We start from the raw sequence: 13,474 nt of genomic DNA, 5'->3' as shown, positions 1-13,474 counted from the left end.
CGATTTGCACCGGATGCTGGCAGCATTGAGGGCCGGTACGGATCCTCGAGGAGCAATCGAATGACGATCACACCCAGCGAAGCGCCGGTAGTCGAGACAACGTACGGGCCGGTTCGTGGATCCACGGAAGGTGCGGTATCGAGTTGGAAGGGGATCCGCTACGCGGCACCTCCGGTCGGGTCGTTGCGTTTCCGCGCACCCGTTCCGCCACAGCCGTGGACCGAGATTCAAGACGCAACAGAATTCGGTCCGTGTGAACCGCAAAGTCGACTTGCGATGATCCCGCTCGGTGAGAACGTTCCGATGGATGAAGACTGCCTGTTTCTCAACGTATGGGCGCCGGGCCCCGTCGGCTCTGATGCGCCGGGTAAACCGGTCATGGTCTGGATTCACGGCGGTGCGTACTTTCGCGGAGCATCCAGCCAACCACTTTTCGACGCAACCACATTGGCTGAGAACGGTGACGTTGTCGTCGTCTCGATCAACTACCGCATCGGTGTGTTCGGCTTCGTCGATTTCTCGTCCTTCAACTCGGAAGAACACACCTTCGAACCCAATGTCGCTCTCCGCGACATGATTGCAGCGCTGCAATGGGTTCAAGGCAACATCGCGGCCTTCGGTGGTGATCCGAATCGGGTGACGTTGTTCGGCGAGTCGGCAGGTGGCGGCGCTGTGACGACGCTGATGACCGTGCTGTCCGCCCGTGGCCTGTTTCATCGCGCTATCGCCGAGAGTTCCCCCGCCACTTCGGTGTACGGGAGTGAACGTGGCGAGATCGTCGCGAAGCTGTTTCTGGAGATCTTCAGCGGCGGTGGCGATCTGGGTCTATTGCGGTCCACGTCTGCCGAAGACATGATCGGGCCGTCAGACGAACTGTTTGCTCGCGTCCCTCAGGAGACGCCCGGCACTTTGGCGTTCGCGCCGATCGTCGACGGTGATCTGCTCCCTGATTACCCGGTGCGCGCGTTCCGTCACGGCAGTGCACACCCGATTCCGCTGATCATCGGAACCAACAAAGACGAATCTTCGCTCTTCCGGATGATGAAATCGCCGTTGATGCCGATCGATCCCGTCGTGATCACGTCGATGTTCGCGGAGATCGCCGACGAGCACCCTGGGCTCGAGCTACCCGATCATTCGCAGATCGAAGGCGCGTATTCGGGGCTGTCCAAGCTGGGCGCTGGTCTCGGGCTGACCCGTGACTTCGGATTTCGTTTGCCCACGCTGTGGATTGCCGAGGCGCACAGCAAGATTGCACCGACCTGGTTGTACCGATTCGACTACGCGCCGCCGATGCTCAAGGCGCTGAAAATTGGTGCGACCCACGGGACCGAACTTGCCTACGTCTTCGGCAACATCAATCACGGAGCGCGGGACATCACCTACAAATTGGGTGGGCTGAGCGCGGCGCGTCACGTGTCAGAGCGCATGCAGGCGAGGTGGCTGGATTTCGCCAGAGCTGCAGGTGATTACGGCACCGGGGCCGATCGTGAACTGGGTGCGGACCCGGGATGGCCAACTTACGACACCGACACACGCTCGACACTGTTGATCGACAAGCACGATGCCGTCGTCGCTGATCTGGATTGCGAAATCCGGGAGGCGTGGGGCGACACGGTGATTGCATTCACCTGATGGTTCCGGTCTACTGCAGTGTGGCGAGATAGTGCGAGACGGGTCCCGCTGTGAGCATTCCGCTTCCGGCGCCGGCAATTTCGGCGGCGGCAGGTAAGAGCGCCGCTCGAGCACGCTCCTTGACTCGACTGTCGCCGACTGCAGTGGCCGCCGCGGCAGTCAAGCACCACAGTGCCTCGGAGAGTAGGTCTTTGGGCGGGTCCGGCAATGCCTCGACGGCCTTCGCAGCTTCGTTCGCCTGCCCCTGTGCGATGAGCAGGTGTGGCCGGGCCCAGGGTTCGTACGGGCCCCACTGCGTAGCCGGGTCGAAAATTGCCGGCAGTCCCCGCCACACACGGAGGGCGAGAATTGCGAGAGGGAGTATGCCGTCCTCGAGACCCGGCATGCCGGAACCGGAAAGGTTCACCGCCGCAGCTTCGTACAGCTTCTCGCAGTGCGCCGCTTCTGCGCCGGTAGTGGCCGTTCGCATAGCGCGAAACCAGGTGGTGAACACCGCTGCCAACGGCCGTTCGTGACGTCCGGCCAATCGATCAACTGTCTCGGCGTGTAGCTCGGCTGCGTCGAATTGCCCCAGTGCGCTGAGGGCTTGCATACGGATGAGATGTCCGAGAATCTCGAAGGTGGACAGTCCGTGTCGAGCGGAGAGGTCGACCAGTTCACGGCCGATGCCGTCGCGCTCGGAGGCCAGACCGGTAGTCCAGAACGTCTGCATGAACAATCCGTTCAGAGCGAAAGCCAGGAGACCTGGATCGTCGAGAGAACGACTGATCTGCACTGCAGCGCGGGCACATTCGAGCCCACGATGACCGGACAGTCCGCGCGATTCGAGTGCAATTGTCGCCAACAGTCTGGCCCGAGCGGGTTCGTTGCCGACCGGAAGTCGATCGAGGGTGCGCTGAGCGGCCGCGACGATCTGCGCAGCCTGCCGAGGATCGTCGGATCGTGTCCAGATTCCGGGCACGTCGTAGTTGCCGATGATCCGTGCGGTGAGTTCGACATCGTCCAATTGTTCAGCGGCACCGATGATTGTCAGTCGTTGGTTTCGGGCAGTCTCGAGTCCGCTTCCGCCCGTAACTGCCAAACTTCGGAGGAGACCGACGGTTGACTCCAATCTCGATTTCGATCCTGCCGCTACGGTCCGGTCGTACGCTGCCGAAACCTGAGTGAAGATCTGTTCTGCCGCTACAGGATCCAGGTGGTTTTCGCGGCGGAGAATGTCGGACTCGAGGTCGGTCAGTCGTGGCCCGGGGTCGATGCCCAACTCTTCGGCGAGTAGCTCGCGTGCGCGACGTAGGACTGCCAGAGCATCGCCTTGACGGTTGGACCGGTACAGCGCGAGAGCGAGTAGTCGCCAACCGTCCTCGCGCCAAGGGTGTTCCGTGACGTGGGCGTCCAGATCGGGAATCGCTTCGGCAGTTCGCCCGAGATCGAGTTGCGCGGATGCGAAGCGTTCGACGGCAGTCAGACGCAGTTCCTCGAGGCGTGACCGCTCCGATCGAGCCCACGGTTCTTCGGCGAACTCCGCGTAGGCCGGCCCTCTCCACAGTTGGAGCGCGGTTCGGAGCAGTTCGAGTGATTGCGCCGGCGTCGAATCGGCGGCTTCACGTACCAGTCTTTCGAATTCCCAAGCGTCGACCGCGTCGGGTGCAGTACGAAAGGCGTAGCCAGGGCCTTCGGTGACAATGACTTTCGGCTTCGTTCGCGGGGCACGATCCGGTTCGAGCGCGCGCCTCAGTGCGGAAACGAACGTACGTATTGCACTGGTAGCCCCGGCCGGAGGATCGACCCAGAAGTCGTCGACAATCACGTCCACCGGAACAACACGTCCTCGGGCAATGATCAGACGAGCGAGAACCGCTCGGTGTCGCGGGCCCTTCAGATCGATCAACCCTGACGAATTGTTCCACGCGACCACGGGTCCGAGAACTCCGAAAAATGTGTGGTCTCGCATTTCCCCACGTTATCGCGCTCATCGAATGCTCATCGACTACGGCGAGGCTGATTGCCATCACCCCGACGAACGAGAGCGACCGATGACGATCACCATTCCAGGCTTCGACTATCAGCAGATTTCCACAACAGACGGGGTGCGGCTCAACGTCGCGGTCGGCGGAAACGGAACACCACTCGTCCTTCTTCACGGTTTCCCCCAGACGCACCTCATGTGGCGTCACGTCGCCACTGCGTTGGCGTCGGTTCACACCGTCATCTGCCCAGATCTCCGCGGATACGGAGCCAGCGACAAACCGGTCGAGGAAAACCCGGACACCTATTCCAAAAGAACAATGGCTGCCGACATTGTCGAGGTGGCGAAGAAGCTGGGACACGAGAAGTTCGCCCTCGTCGGCCACGATCGTGGTGCGCTGGTTGCCGTCAGAGCTGGGCTGGACCACCCGGATGTGATCACACAGCTCGGTTCGCTGGACGGGCTCCCGACCTTGGATATGTGGGACGTCCTGCACGGATCGAATGCTGCTGTGGCATTCCATCTCTATCTCATGGCTCAGCCACCTGGTCTTCCCGAGCAGATGATCAGCGCCAGCGCCGACGCGTTCTTCGAGCACTTTCTCGACGTGTGGACGCAGAACCGCGAAGCGATTCCGGTAGACGTGCGGGCGGAATACCTGCGCGCCTCACGGGAGGCGGTGCCGTCGATCGTTGCCGATTACCGGGCGTCGGCAGGCATCGACATCGAACACGATCAGGCCGATCGCGATGCTGGCAACCAACTGCACATGCCGGTCACGGTCATTCAGCAGGACTGGGGTTCGATGCTCGGTTACGACGCCGAGGCCCTGTGGAAAGCGTGGGCGCCCGATCTCGAGCACCGCACGCTGTCCGCAGGTCACTTCATGGCAGAAGAGGCGCCTGCCGAAGTGGTCGAGGCGATCCGCACTCTGCTGAAAAGGTAGTTCTAGCGCTTGACCCCGGCCGCCAAGTCGTCGACCAGGACCTTGGCGGTCAAGGCGTATCCCGCGGCCTTGTAGTAGTCGAACGGAATCACGCGACCGGCCTGTGCGGCGGGCAGGCGCTGCCACGTCGGCGAGGTGTACACGCTGCCGGAGGCGCTGCGATCCAAGGCGAAGATGACGTCGGCTTCTTCGAGACGGTTGAACTGCTCCGACCCGAGCATCACGCGAAGGTCGGGGCCATCACGGAGCACCTCGAACCCGAGGTCCTCGGCGACGGCGGTGCGGAAATCGTTCTGGAACCACGCGATCTGATCCTCGGCGGCGGCGACGAAGGCAACCTTCTTGCCGGCCATCAGCGGTTCGACGGTCGGGCGGACCTGAGCTACATGGGCGTCGTACTCGGCGAGTACTTCTTCGGCGCGATCGCTGCGCCCGATGCCGGTGAGGAAGTCCGACATGACTTTGCGCCACTCCGGGGTGAAGTCCTTGCCGACGGGCAGTACCGGTGCAATCTGCTGCATCCGGTCGTTGCCGTACGACCCGGTGTCCCACCAGCCGGCGCTGAGGACGAGAAGGTCTGCGCCGAGGGCCGAGATGTATTCGAAGTTGGGATCCGAAGCACCTTCGGCGAAAATCTCGACACCGGTGGCATCCGGGACCTCGCGGCGAAGGTGTTCGGCGGCGCCGGTCGGGTAGGCGGTCACCGGGTACCCCGCAAGGATCGACAATTCGAGGCCGTCGCGTGGATCGAGGGCAACGACGTTCTGGGGGTCCGTCGGAATGATCAGCTTCTCGTCGCCGCGTGTGAACTCGAAGGTCTCCGCGTTATCGGGCGTCGAACTTTCCGTGCTGCTGCAGGCGGTGAGAAACGCGGCTGCAGCGACGCCCGCGCCGACGCCGAAGAAACCGCGCCGCGTCAGGTTGTCCACGATCGCCCAGTAGTCGCGATCGGTCGTGGAGGGAGAAAGAAGTCGAGTCATGCTTGTTAGGTTAGCCTTAGAGGTTTCCTCGAGGAATGGCGAAACAGCTCCCACGAGCGCCAAGAAATACGGCGAACACGCCAGCGTGCCGAGTGTTGTCGGCGTCACCGGCCCGCCTGAATCACAACCCACTTTCGACCTTTGACGTGCATGACGTCACAACCGGCCGCCTCCTCGATCGCGATTTGGCCCTGATGGCGCCGACTATGCTGGGTGCACCAGCAGTACGATTTCGGAGGTTGCAATGCAGATCACCAGCGTCGGCCACGCAGGATTTCACATCCAGACCGAGGCCGGATCCATCCTGTGTGATCCATGGGTGACCCCGACGTATTTCGCGTCCTGGGTGCCGTTCCCCGACAACACCGAGCTGGACTGGGACGCGCTGGGCAATTGCGACTACCTCTACGTCTCGCACTTGCACAAGGACCACTTCGATCCGAAGAACCTGATCGCGCACGTCAACAAGGACGCCACCGTCCTGCTCCCCGATTACCCGGTGCCGGACCTCAAGCGTGAGCTCGAGAAGCTCGGCTTCCACAAGTTCTTCGAGACGGAAGACTCCGTCAAGCACACTGTCAGCGGTCCCAAGGGCGATCTCGACATCATGATCATCGCTCTGCGCGCTCCGGCGGACGGTCCGATCGGTGACTCGGGCCTGGTCGTCTCGGACGGGGAGACCACCTGTTTCAACATGAACGACGCCAGGCCCGTCGACCTCGACCCGCTGACCGACGCCTTCGGGAAGGTCGACATCCATCTGCTGCAGTACTCGGGCGCGATCTGGTACCCGATGGTCTACGACATCCCGAAGGGCACCAAGCGCAACTTCGGCAAGCAGAAGCGTCAGCGCGGCATGGACCGCTGCCGCAACTACATCGCCCAGGTCGACGCTGCGTGGGTTGTCCCGTCGGCCGGCCCGCCGGTCTTCCTCGACGACGACCTGCGTTACCTCAACGACGATCACGGCGACGAGGGAAACATCTTCCCCGACCAGATCACGTTCCTCGAGCAGATGCGCATCAACGGCAACGATCGTGGTCTGCTGATGATCCCCGGCTCGGCCGTCGAACTTCGCGGAAGCGAGAAGGTCGCCCTGACACATCCCATCCCGGAAGCGGACGTCGACAAGATCTTCTCGAACAAGGCCGAGTACATCGAGAAGATGGCGCAGAAGATGGCACCGGTCATCGCCGCGCAGAAGGCTACGTGGGCTCCGGCCGAAGGCGAGCCGCTGCTCGACGGTCTGAAGGCCAAGTTCGAGCCGATCATGGCGCAGTCCGATCTGATCTGCGACGGAATCGGCTACCCCGTCGGACTCGTGATGGGAGAGGAGACTGTCGTCCTCGACTTCCCGAAGCGGATCGTTCGCGAGCCCATCGACGGAGAAGGTAAGTACCGCTACGGCTTCCGCATTGCTCCCGAACTGGTTCGCACCGTTCTGCGTGACGACGAGCCAGACTGGGTCAACACCATTTTCCTGTCGACACGCTTCACGGCGTGGCGCATCGGTGGGTACAACGAGTTCCTCTACACGTTCTTCAAGTGCCTCACCGACGAGCGCATCGCATACGCCGACGGCTGGTTCGCCGAGGCGCACGACGACAGCGCGTCTATCGAGTTGGGTGGCTACGAGATTCAGCGTCGTTGCCCCCACCTCAAGGCTGACCTGTCGAAGTTCGGTGTCGTCGACGGCACCAACCTCACCTGCGATCTGCACGGCTGGCAGTGGGATCTCGAGACCGGCCGCTGCAAGACGTCCAAGGGCCACGAGCTGCGCACCAGCAAGCTGAGCTGAACCGAGCTCGTCGGGTGACGGGATACAGCAGGTCGCTGATCGGCCTGGCGACAGCGCTCGCCGGGTTGGCCGGTTACGTCGACGCGCTCGGATTCATCACGCTCGGTGGGCCTTTCGTTTCGTTCATGAGCGGCAACATGACGCAGGCGAGCGTCGCATTTGCCGACGGGGTGTGGTCGACCGCGCGGGTGGCAGGCGGCATCATCGTGCTCTTCCTCCTGGGAATCGCGCTGGGAACCGTCGTCACCCACTTCACGGAGCGGTACTCCGTCCGGACCCGCAAGGTCACAGTGCTTGCGGTTGTGGCTGGACTGCTGGCCATCGGTTCGGTGATGAGCAGCCTCGACGTCACCCCAGGCGCGATTTCGGCGATGGCCCTGGCGATGGGAGCCGTCAACTCGGTGTTCCAACGCGACGGTGAGGTGACGATCGGTGTCACGTACATGACCGGTGCGCTGGTCAAGATGGGCCAGCGTCTCACCGGAGCCTTTCTGGGCGGCCCGAAGTGGGCGTGGCTGCAGCACTTCGGGATGTGCGCGGGGTTGATCGCGGGCGCGGTAGTCGGTGCGCTCGTTCATCGGTGGATCGGCCTTCACGCTCTGTGGCCTGCTTCGGCATTCACGGTTCTTCTGATCGCCGTCGCGTGGCGGGTCTCGCCCCCGGCGCCGGCACAGGTGTAAAAAGAGCGGGGTACACAAGCCGGAGTGCGGGGGAACTGTGGATGCTCTGATCATCGTTGTGCTGGGACTACTCGGAATCGTCACCGCCTCGACGCTGGGGGCGCGGATCGGAGTCGCGGCGCCGCTGATTCTGGTGATGGCCGGGATCGTTGTCAGCCTCCTCCCCTTTGTCCCAGCAGTGGACATCGATCCGGAATGGATTCTCGCGGGTGTGCTTCCGCCGCTGCTGTACTCAGCTTCGGTCTCGATGCCGTCGATGGAGTTTCGGCGTGAATTCGGTGCTATCGGTGGGCTCTCAGTTCTCCTCGTCGTGGTGAGTGCGCTTGTTCTGGGTGTGTTCTTCTCCTGGGTGATACCAGGACTCGGCATCTGGTGGGGCATTGCACTCGGCGCGATTGTGAGCCCGACGGATGCCGTCGCGACGTCCATCGTCAAGAAACTCCCGGTCTCGCCGCGGGTGGTGTCGATCCTCGAAGGCGAAAGCCTGCTCAACGACGCTACCGCTCTGGTCCTGTTGCGTACTGCCATCGCCGGAGCGGCCGCGTCGGTATCGCTGTGGAGTGTGTTGGGCAAGTTCGCTTTTGCCGTCGTCGTGGCCGCGGTCATCGGTGTTGTCGTCGGCAAGGTCAACCTGATGGTTCGTGCCCGTGTCACCGACTCGACGGTCAACACGGTCATCTCGTTCACGGTGCCGTTTCTGGCCGCGATCCCCGCCGAAGAGTTGGGTGCATCGGGGTTGGTTGCTGCCGTCGTGGCCGGGCTCGTCACCGGCTACGACGCTCCTCGGAAGCTCTCGCCGCGTCATCGGTTGTCGGACTCCCAGAACTGGCGCACAGTCGAACTGGTCCTCGAAGGTGCGATCTTCCTGGTGATGGGCCTCGAACTCTCGTCGATAGTCGACGATGTCCGGGTCGACCACGAGGGAATACCCACCGCATTCTTCGTCGCTGCGGGTGCACTGTTCCTCACGATCTTGGTTCGGGCTCTGTACGTCGCGCCGCTCCTGCGAGCACTCCAAGCGCGGGCAAACTTTCGCGAACGCATGAAACCCAGACTCTCCGACATCGCGAATCGTCTCGACAATCCGGAGGATTACCCACCGGACGAAGGACGGCGTAGCAGGCGCCGGGCGCCTTCGGCGAATCAGATGGAACGGTTCAAGATTCGGGTGCGGCGGACGGTTGCCGATATCGATTACTACCTTGCCGCGCCGTTGGGATGGCGTGAAGGGACGATCGTCATCTGGGCCGGTATGCGCGGAGCGGTCACTCTGGCTGCCGCGCAGACTCTTCCGGAAGACACTCCGAGTCGATCGCTTCTGATCTTGGTGGCGTTCCTGGTCGCAGCCGGCTCGTTGATCCTTCAGGGTGGGACGTTGAAGCGCGTCGTAGTGGCGGTCGGTCCGGCAGCGCAGGACCTCACCGATTCCGAATTCGACGAACATCGACGTTTGCTCGCTCTACTCGAGGATGCTTCTGCGAGTTTCGTTCCACCCGAGGGGCAGTCGAAGAAGAAGACCCGGCTCGACGTGATCGACGCGCAGCGCCAAGCGCTACTCGACGCGCGGGACGACGGCCTGTTCGACGCACGGATGCTCGGATCGGCACTGGCCGCGCTGGACGCCGATCAGATCAGCCTCGAACTCAAGGGCGGTCCGGACGGTTGATCACGTGCACAGTCTCTTTCGAGCAGACGTCATCATTGCCCGCGTGATCACGCCGTGCAGTACCTGAACTGGTGCGAAGTAGATTCGGCCCGCGCGGTTCTTCAGCTCCACGGCAGTGACGACGTGCAGGAGACCGGCGTCGTTGTCGGCCTGAACCGAGGCGACGAATCGTAGGTGTTTCTCGTCCGCCTCGATGAGAGCCTCGCCGTCGGCGATCTTGTCGACGGCAAAGGTGTCCGGGCGTCCCTTGGCGATGCCGAGCAGTCCGACTACCCGCTCCCTGAGCCAGAACATCGCGAGGACTGGTGCGGGGACATTCCTGACGTCGAAGACTGCCTGCGCCCACTCTTCGGAAGTATGGGTCGGAACAGACGGGATGGTGATCGTGGTGGCTTCAGCCCAGTCCGGTGCAGGCATTGCCTTGAATGCGAGTGTCATTTCATCCTCCGTACGGTGCCGTATGGAACTTACCCATACGGTACCGTACGGAGGTGACGAATGCCCGCGCCCGACTCTCCCGCGATCAGTGGATCGATGCTGCTTTCGAGGCTCTGACCAGCCACGGGCCAGGTGCCGTCGCTGTGGAGAAGGTGGCACGCACGCTGGGATCGACCAAGGGTTCCTTCTATTGGCATTTTGCGAACCGTGACGAATTGCTGCAGGCTGCGCTCGATCGATGGGAAGTTCTGGCAACCGAGCGACTGATCTCTTCCGTCGAGGCCTCCGGCGAACCGGCAGAGGTGAGGTTGCGTCGCCTGGTCGACGCGGTCACAACCGGACTGGCCGGTCGCCGTGCGGAGTTGGAACTGCTTGCCGGGATCGACCATCCTGTGGTTTCGGCGGCGGTTCGACGTGTCACCGAGCGTCGAGTCGCCTACATCGTGACGTTGTTGGTCGATCTGGGGATGGACAGGCAGAAAGCGGAACATCGTGGCGTACTTGCCTATTCGATGTACCTGGGGCAGATGCAATTGGTGCACAGTGCGCCAGATGTGGTTCCTGGCAGCGGTGCGGACGCTCACGCGCTCGCCGACGAGTTCGTGAGCATGGTTCTGGCCGGGTAAGTCCGCCATCGAATGCAGCGTGATCTGCGCATCACCCTGCGCTTTCAGGTGAGGGACCACACATTGCGCGTAACCCATAGTTACAGATACTTTGAGGTCAGCTGAAGTGGGGTGCCGGATATGTCGGCATTTCCCGGAGGCGCAAAACCGTTTCACGACAGGAAGAAAGGTGACTCACCATGAGCGTTGTGCTTATTTCGTTGCTGGTCGCCGCTGGACTCACCGTGCTGGCCACCAGTGACGGTGCCGGTCTGGACTTCGGGAGTCGGCAGCTGAACCGCCAGTTGAAGACCCGCACGCACCGGTAACCCCGGAAATCGGCCGGCTCCACGCGATACTTCGCGGAGCCGGCCTTTTGCGTTGTCCGGTCAGTTCACCCCGAGATCTGCCAGCCAGGCCCGCGTACTGCGGGCAGTGATACCCAGGGCAGCAGTAGAACCCGTCGCGGAGTCGAACGCGACGCTGTCGGCAGATTCGAGTCCCGTGTAGAGCTGGGAAACCCCGGCTGCTGCACCCGCTCCGATGATCGGCGCAATCGATGCACCGAAGGCATCGGGTGTCACTGCTTCGAAAGTTACCGCGCGCGAGAAGTGTTCGGCGAATGCCTCGGCCAATTCGATACCGGTGATCGCCGGAATCTGTCCGACGTCGACCGCGTCCGGTGCTACGTCGAGAGTCAGGGCCGCGACGGCTGCATCAGCGACGTCGAGATGTGAACTCCATGCGACCGCGAGATCGGCACGCAGTGGGTAACGCAGGACGCCTTCGTCTTTCACTCCCGACAGCACAGTGGGCAGAAGAAGATTCTCGAGGAACAAACGTGGGGTCAGAACGGTCACCGCGATGCCTTCGGCGCGAAGTCCGTCGACGAGCTCGGAGAGAACGGGTGTGTTGGGACCGGCAAGCGGCGAAGTAGCGTCGCCGATCACCGTGCCGCTGGTAGAGATCACGAACCGCGAAGGGCGCGCCGCTCTCGCTGCAGCCAGAACATTGTGGGCATAACCAGCTAGCGTCTCGGTGTCGCCGGCGAGTGGCAGGTGAAAGAACACCCCGTCCGCCCCGCGATAAGCGTCGGCGAGAGAGTCGACTGACGCATTGTCCGCGACGACGGTGTTCGCACCCTCGAACGTCTGGTCAGGGTTACGGGTGATTGCTCGGACTTCGGCCCCTGCCGATCCGGCGAGAGCCGCGACCAATCCTGCGAGAACGGGAGAGCCCTGTGCGCCGGTGGCGCCATGCACTGTGTAAGTCATGACGCCTATAGTTCAGATTGGGAACCAGTTACTTCAAGTGAACTAATGGAGAATCGATGAGTGAATCAGGTCACGTTCTTCCGGAGTGCGGCGTCGCGCGCTTCCTGCTGGTCCTGGACGGACCGTGGGCAACGCTGATCGTTCGTGAGCTCACGCACGGCCCCATGCGCTTCACGGAACTACGACGCGCTTTGCCCGGCATCAGTCCAAGGACACTGTCGGCCAGGCTCAAACGTTTCGAGGAGTTCTATCTGGTGACCCGGACTGCTTACGCCGAGGTGCCGCCGCGAGTGGAGTACGAACTCACCGCGACGGGGATGGAACTGCGCTCCGTGCTCGAAGCGATGGTCGAGTGGGCGGATCTGGCACTCCCCGTTTCCTGACGTGCCCTCAGCGCGGGCCCGAAAGTCCAACTCGCAGAGCGCCACAGGCCTCGAACATCGCGTCTTGTCCGGTGTGGCCGACGCCGGTGGTGTTGACGAAGGCATGGATCAAACCGCTGTGGCGCCTCAGTGCGACCGGGACTCCGGCCTCTCGCAGCCGGTTCGCATACGCTTCGCCCTCGTCGCGTAGTGGGTCGAAACCGGCGACCGCAACGTACGCGGGCGGTAGGCCGGCCAGGTCCGGAGCGAGCAGCGGTGAGACTCGCGGGTCGAGAGCCGAAGTGCCGCCCGACAGGTAATGGGCTGCATACCAGTCGAGTTGGGCGTCGGTGAGAAAGAAGTCGGTGCCGAACATCTTGTGCGACGGGCGCTTCGACGAAAGGTCCACCCAGGGAAAGAAGAGCAGTTGGAATGCGGGTTTGACGTCGTCTTCGGTCGTGGACTGCGCGACGACGGCAGCCAGGTTCCCGCCGGCGCTGTCTCCGACCACTGCAATGGATTTCGGATCGGCGCCCAGTTCCGCGGCATGTTCGACGCAGTACCGGAATGCGGCGACGGCGTCGTCGATCCCGGCGGGAAAGGGGAACTCCGGTGCCAGCCGGTAGTCCACCGACAGCACACTGACTTCGCCGTGGCGGGCCAGGAAGCGGCACACACTGTCGCCGCTCTCGAGGCTGCCGAGGACGAACCCGCCGCCGTGGAAGTACACCAAAAGTGGAGCGGGCGTAAAGACCCCGGCCGGGCGATACAGCCGAGCGGAAATCGCGTGGTCCCCGGCCGGGATCTCGAGGTCGCGAACCGTTTCGATGTCGATGGGCGTACCGCCGAACAGTCGCGATTCGGCGTCGATCTGAGCTCGTCCCTCTTCGACCGGAAGATGCTCGAAGCTCGTACCTTCCACTGCCGAGAGCAATCGCAGTGCAAGCTGGATCTCGGGGTGCAGAGTCTGTCCGTCGATCTCCTTCGGCTTGCCACCGAGAATGCGCTGCGCGCCGGTCGGTAAGGCGCCAACGACATCGAGCACCACCCGCGCAACACGATCTTGGACAGACATCTTCTCCGTGGACATACTCGCCTTCCGTCGGCTGATCACCCGTCGCTTG

Annotated in this window: 13 protein-coding genes; 8 read left to right on the top strand and 5 right to left on the bottom strand. The window is 62.6% G+C overall.

Annotated elements, in window-relative coordinates:
• The first annotated feature begins 60 nt into the window (after positions 1-60).
• Positions 61-1,635, top strand: a complete 1,575-nt coding sequence (locus ACKAMS_RS10245; protein WP_408988973.1) for a carboxylesterase/lipase family protein — start codon at positions 61-63, stop codon at positions 1,633-1,635.
• A gap of 10 nt (positions 1,636-1,645) precedes the next feature.
• Here ACKAMS_RS10245 and ACKAMS_RS10240 read toward each other — a convergent pair whose 3' ends face one another.
• Positions 1,646-3,586 carry a BTAD domain-containing putative transcriptional regulator gene (locus tag ACKAMS_RS10240; protein WP_408988972.1) on the bottom strand — a complete coding sequence of 647 codons (1,941 nt, stop codon included), beginning with the start codon at positions 3,584-3,586 and terminating at the stop codon, positions 1,646-1,648.
• Between the two features lie 82 nt (positions 3,587-3,668).
• Between ACKAMS_RS10240 and ACKAMS_RS10235 the strand changes: the two genes are divergently transcribed.
• Entirely contained in the window at positions 3,669-4,547 is an 879-nt protein-coding gene (locus ACKAMS_RS10235; RefSeq protein ID WP_408988971.1) for an alpha/beta fold hydrolase, read from the top strand.
• A 2-nt stretch (positions 4,548-4,549) separates the two neighbouring features.
• Here the strand turns inward: ACKAMS_RS10235 and ACKAMS_RS10230 are convergent, their stop codons facing one another.
• The gene (locus tag ACKAMS_RS10230) at positions 4,550-5,527 is read right to left on the bottom strand and encodes an ABC transporter substrate-binding protein (protein ID WP_408988970.1); all 978 of its coding nucleotides are present in this window, start codon (positions 5,525-5,527) and stop codon (positions 4,550-4,552) included.
• Positions 5,528-5,771: 244 nt separating this feature from the next.
• On the opposite strand from ACKAMS_RS10230, the gene ACKAMS_RS10225 reads away from it, so the two are divergent.
• From ACKAMS_RS10225 to ACKAMS_RS10215, 3 genes are read left to right on the top strand one after another with little or no spacing between them, the layout of a single operon-like run.
• A complete protein-coding gene (locus tag ACKAMS_RS10225) occupies positions 5,772-7,325 on the top strand; it encodes an MBL fold metallo-hydrolase (protein WP_070385064.1) in 1,554 nt (517 codons plus the stop codon).
• A gap of 14 nt (positions 7,326-7,339) precedes the next feature.
• Positions 7,340-8,005, top strand: a complete 666-nt coding sequence (locus ACKAMS_RS10220; RefSeq protein ID WP_019745905.1) for a YoaK family protein — start codon at positions 7,340-7,342, stop codon at positions 8,003-8,005.
• 37 nt (positions 8,006-8,042) lie between these two features.
• The gene (locus ACKAMS_RS10215) at positions 8,043-9,671 is read left to right on the top strand and encodes a cation:proton antiporter (RefSeq protein ID WP_408988969.1); all 1,629 of its coding nucleotides are present in this window, start codon (positions 8,043-8,045) and stop codon (positions 9,669-9,671) included.
• Here ACKAMS_RS10215 and ACKAMS_RS10210 read toward each other — a convergent pair whose 3' ends face one another.
• A complete protein-coding gene (locus ACKAMS_RS10210; RefSeq protein ID WP_021333325.1) occupies positions 9,672-10,109 on the bottom strand; it encodes a DUF2867 domain-containing protein in 438 nt (145 codons plus the stop codon).
• A 53-nt stretch (positions 10,110-10,162) separates the two neighbouring features.
• Here ACKAMS_RS10210 and ACKAMS_RS10205 point away from each other — a divergent pair, with 53 nt between their 5' ends.
• Both ACKAMS_RS10205 and ACKAMS_RS10200 read left to right on the top strand, forming a co-directional pair.
• On the top strand, positions 10,163-10,735 hold the full coding sequence (locus ACKAMS_RS10205; RefSeq protein ID WP_021333326.1) for a TetR/AcrR family transcriptional regulator: 573 nt from the start codon (positions 10,163-10,165) through the stop codon (positions 10,733-10,735).
• A gap of 179 nt (positions 10,736-10,914) precedes the next feature.
• Complete coding sequence (locus ACKAMS_RS10200) at positions 10,915-11,043, top strand: hypothetical protein (RefSeq protein WP_003943237.1); 129 nt, start codon at positions 10,915-10,917, stop codon at positions 11,041-11,043.
• Positions 11,044-11,103: 60 nt separating this feature from the next.
• Here the strand turns inward: ACKAMS_RS10200 and ACKAMS_RS10195 are convergent, their stop codons facing one another.
• Positions 11,104-11,988 carry an SDR family oxidoreductase gene (locus ACKAMS_RS10195; protein WP_080910276.1) on the bottom strand — a complete coding sequence of 295 codons (885 nt, stop codon included), beginning with the start codon at positions 11,986-11,988 and terminating at the stop codon, positions 11,104-11,106.
• Positions 11,989-12,044: 56 nt separating this feature from the next.
• On the opposite strand from ACKAMS_RS10195, the gene ACKAMS_RS10190 reads away from it, so the two are divergent.
• Positions 12,045-12,371 carry a helix-turn-helix domain-containing protein gene (locus ACKAMS_RS10190; protein ID WP_197941492.1) on the top strand — a complete coding sequence of 109 codons (327 nt, stop codon included), beginning with the start codon at positions 12,045-12,047 and terminating at the stop codon, positions 12,369-12,371.
• Between the two features lie 7 nt (positions 12,372-12,378).
• Here ACKAMS_RS10190 and ACKAMS_RS10185 read toward each other — a convergent pair whose 3' ends face one another.
• Complete coding sequence (locus tag ACKAMS_RS10185; RefSeq protein WP_408988968.1) at positions 12,379-13,440, bottom strand: alpha/beta hydrolase; 1,062 nt, start codon at positions 13,438-13,440, stop codon at positions 12,379-12,381.
• Positions 13,441-13,474: the final 34 nt, after the last annotated feature.

The organism is Rhodococcus sp. 5A-K4 (assembly GCF_046097995.1).
Lineage (GTDB): Bacteria > Actinomycetota > Actinomycetes > Mycobacteriales > Mycobacteriaceae > Rhodococcus_F > Rhodococcus_F erythropolis.
Note: the sequence above shows the minus strand (reverse complement) of the source record. Positions and strands in the feature narration are given on the sequence as shown.

Excerpts from the sequence above, each read along its gene's own strand:
- ACKAMS_RS10195 (WP_080910276.1), bottom strand. The coding sequence starts at position 11,988 with ATGACTTACACAGTGCATGGCGCCACCGGCGCACAGGGCTCTCCCGTT.
- ACKAMS_RS10185 (WP_408988968.1), bottom strand. The coding sequence starts at position 13,440 with ATGTCCACGGAGAAGATGTCTGTCCAAGATCGTGTTGCGCGGGTGGTG.
- ACKAMS_RS10235 (WP_408988971.1), top strand. The coding sequence starts at position 3,669 with ATGACGATCACCATTCCAGGCTTCGACTATCAGCAGATTTCCACAACA.
- ACKAMS_RS10225 (WP_070385064.1), top strand. The coding sequence starts at position 5,772 with ATGCAGATCACCAGCGTCGGCCACGCAGGATTTCACATCCAGACCGAG.
- ACKAMS_RS10245 (WP_408988973.1), top strand. The coding sequence starts at position 61 with ATGACGATCACACCCAGCGAAGCGCCGGTAGTCGAGACAACGTACGGG.
- ACKAMS_RS10210 (WP_021333325.1), bottom strand. The coding sequence starts at position 10,109 with ATGACACTCGCATTCAAGGCAATGCCTGCACCGGACTGGGCTGAAGCC.
- ACKAMS_RS10190 (WP_197941492.1), top strand. The coding sequence starts at position 12,045 with ATGAGTGAATCAGGTCACGTTCTTCCGGAGTGCGGCGTCGCGCGCTTC.
- ACKAMS_RS10230 (WP_408988970.1), bottom strand. The coding sequence starts at position 5,527 with ATGACTCGACTTCTTTCTCCCTCCACGACCGATCGCGACTACTGGGCG.
- ACKAMS_RS10240 (WP_408988972.1), bottom strand. The coding sequence starts at position 3,586 with ATGCGAGACCACACATTTTTCGGAGTTCTCGGACCCGTGGTCGCGTGG.
- ACKAMS_RS10200 (WP_003943237.1), top strand. The coding sequence starts at position 10,915 with ATGAGCGTTGTGCTTATTTCGTTGCTGGTCGCCGCTGGACTCACCGTG.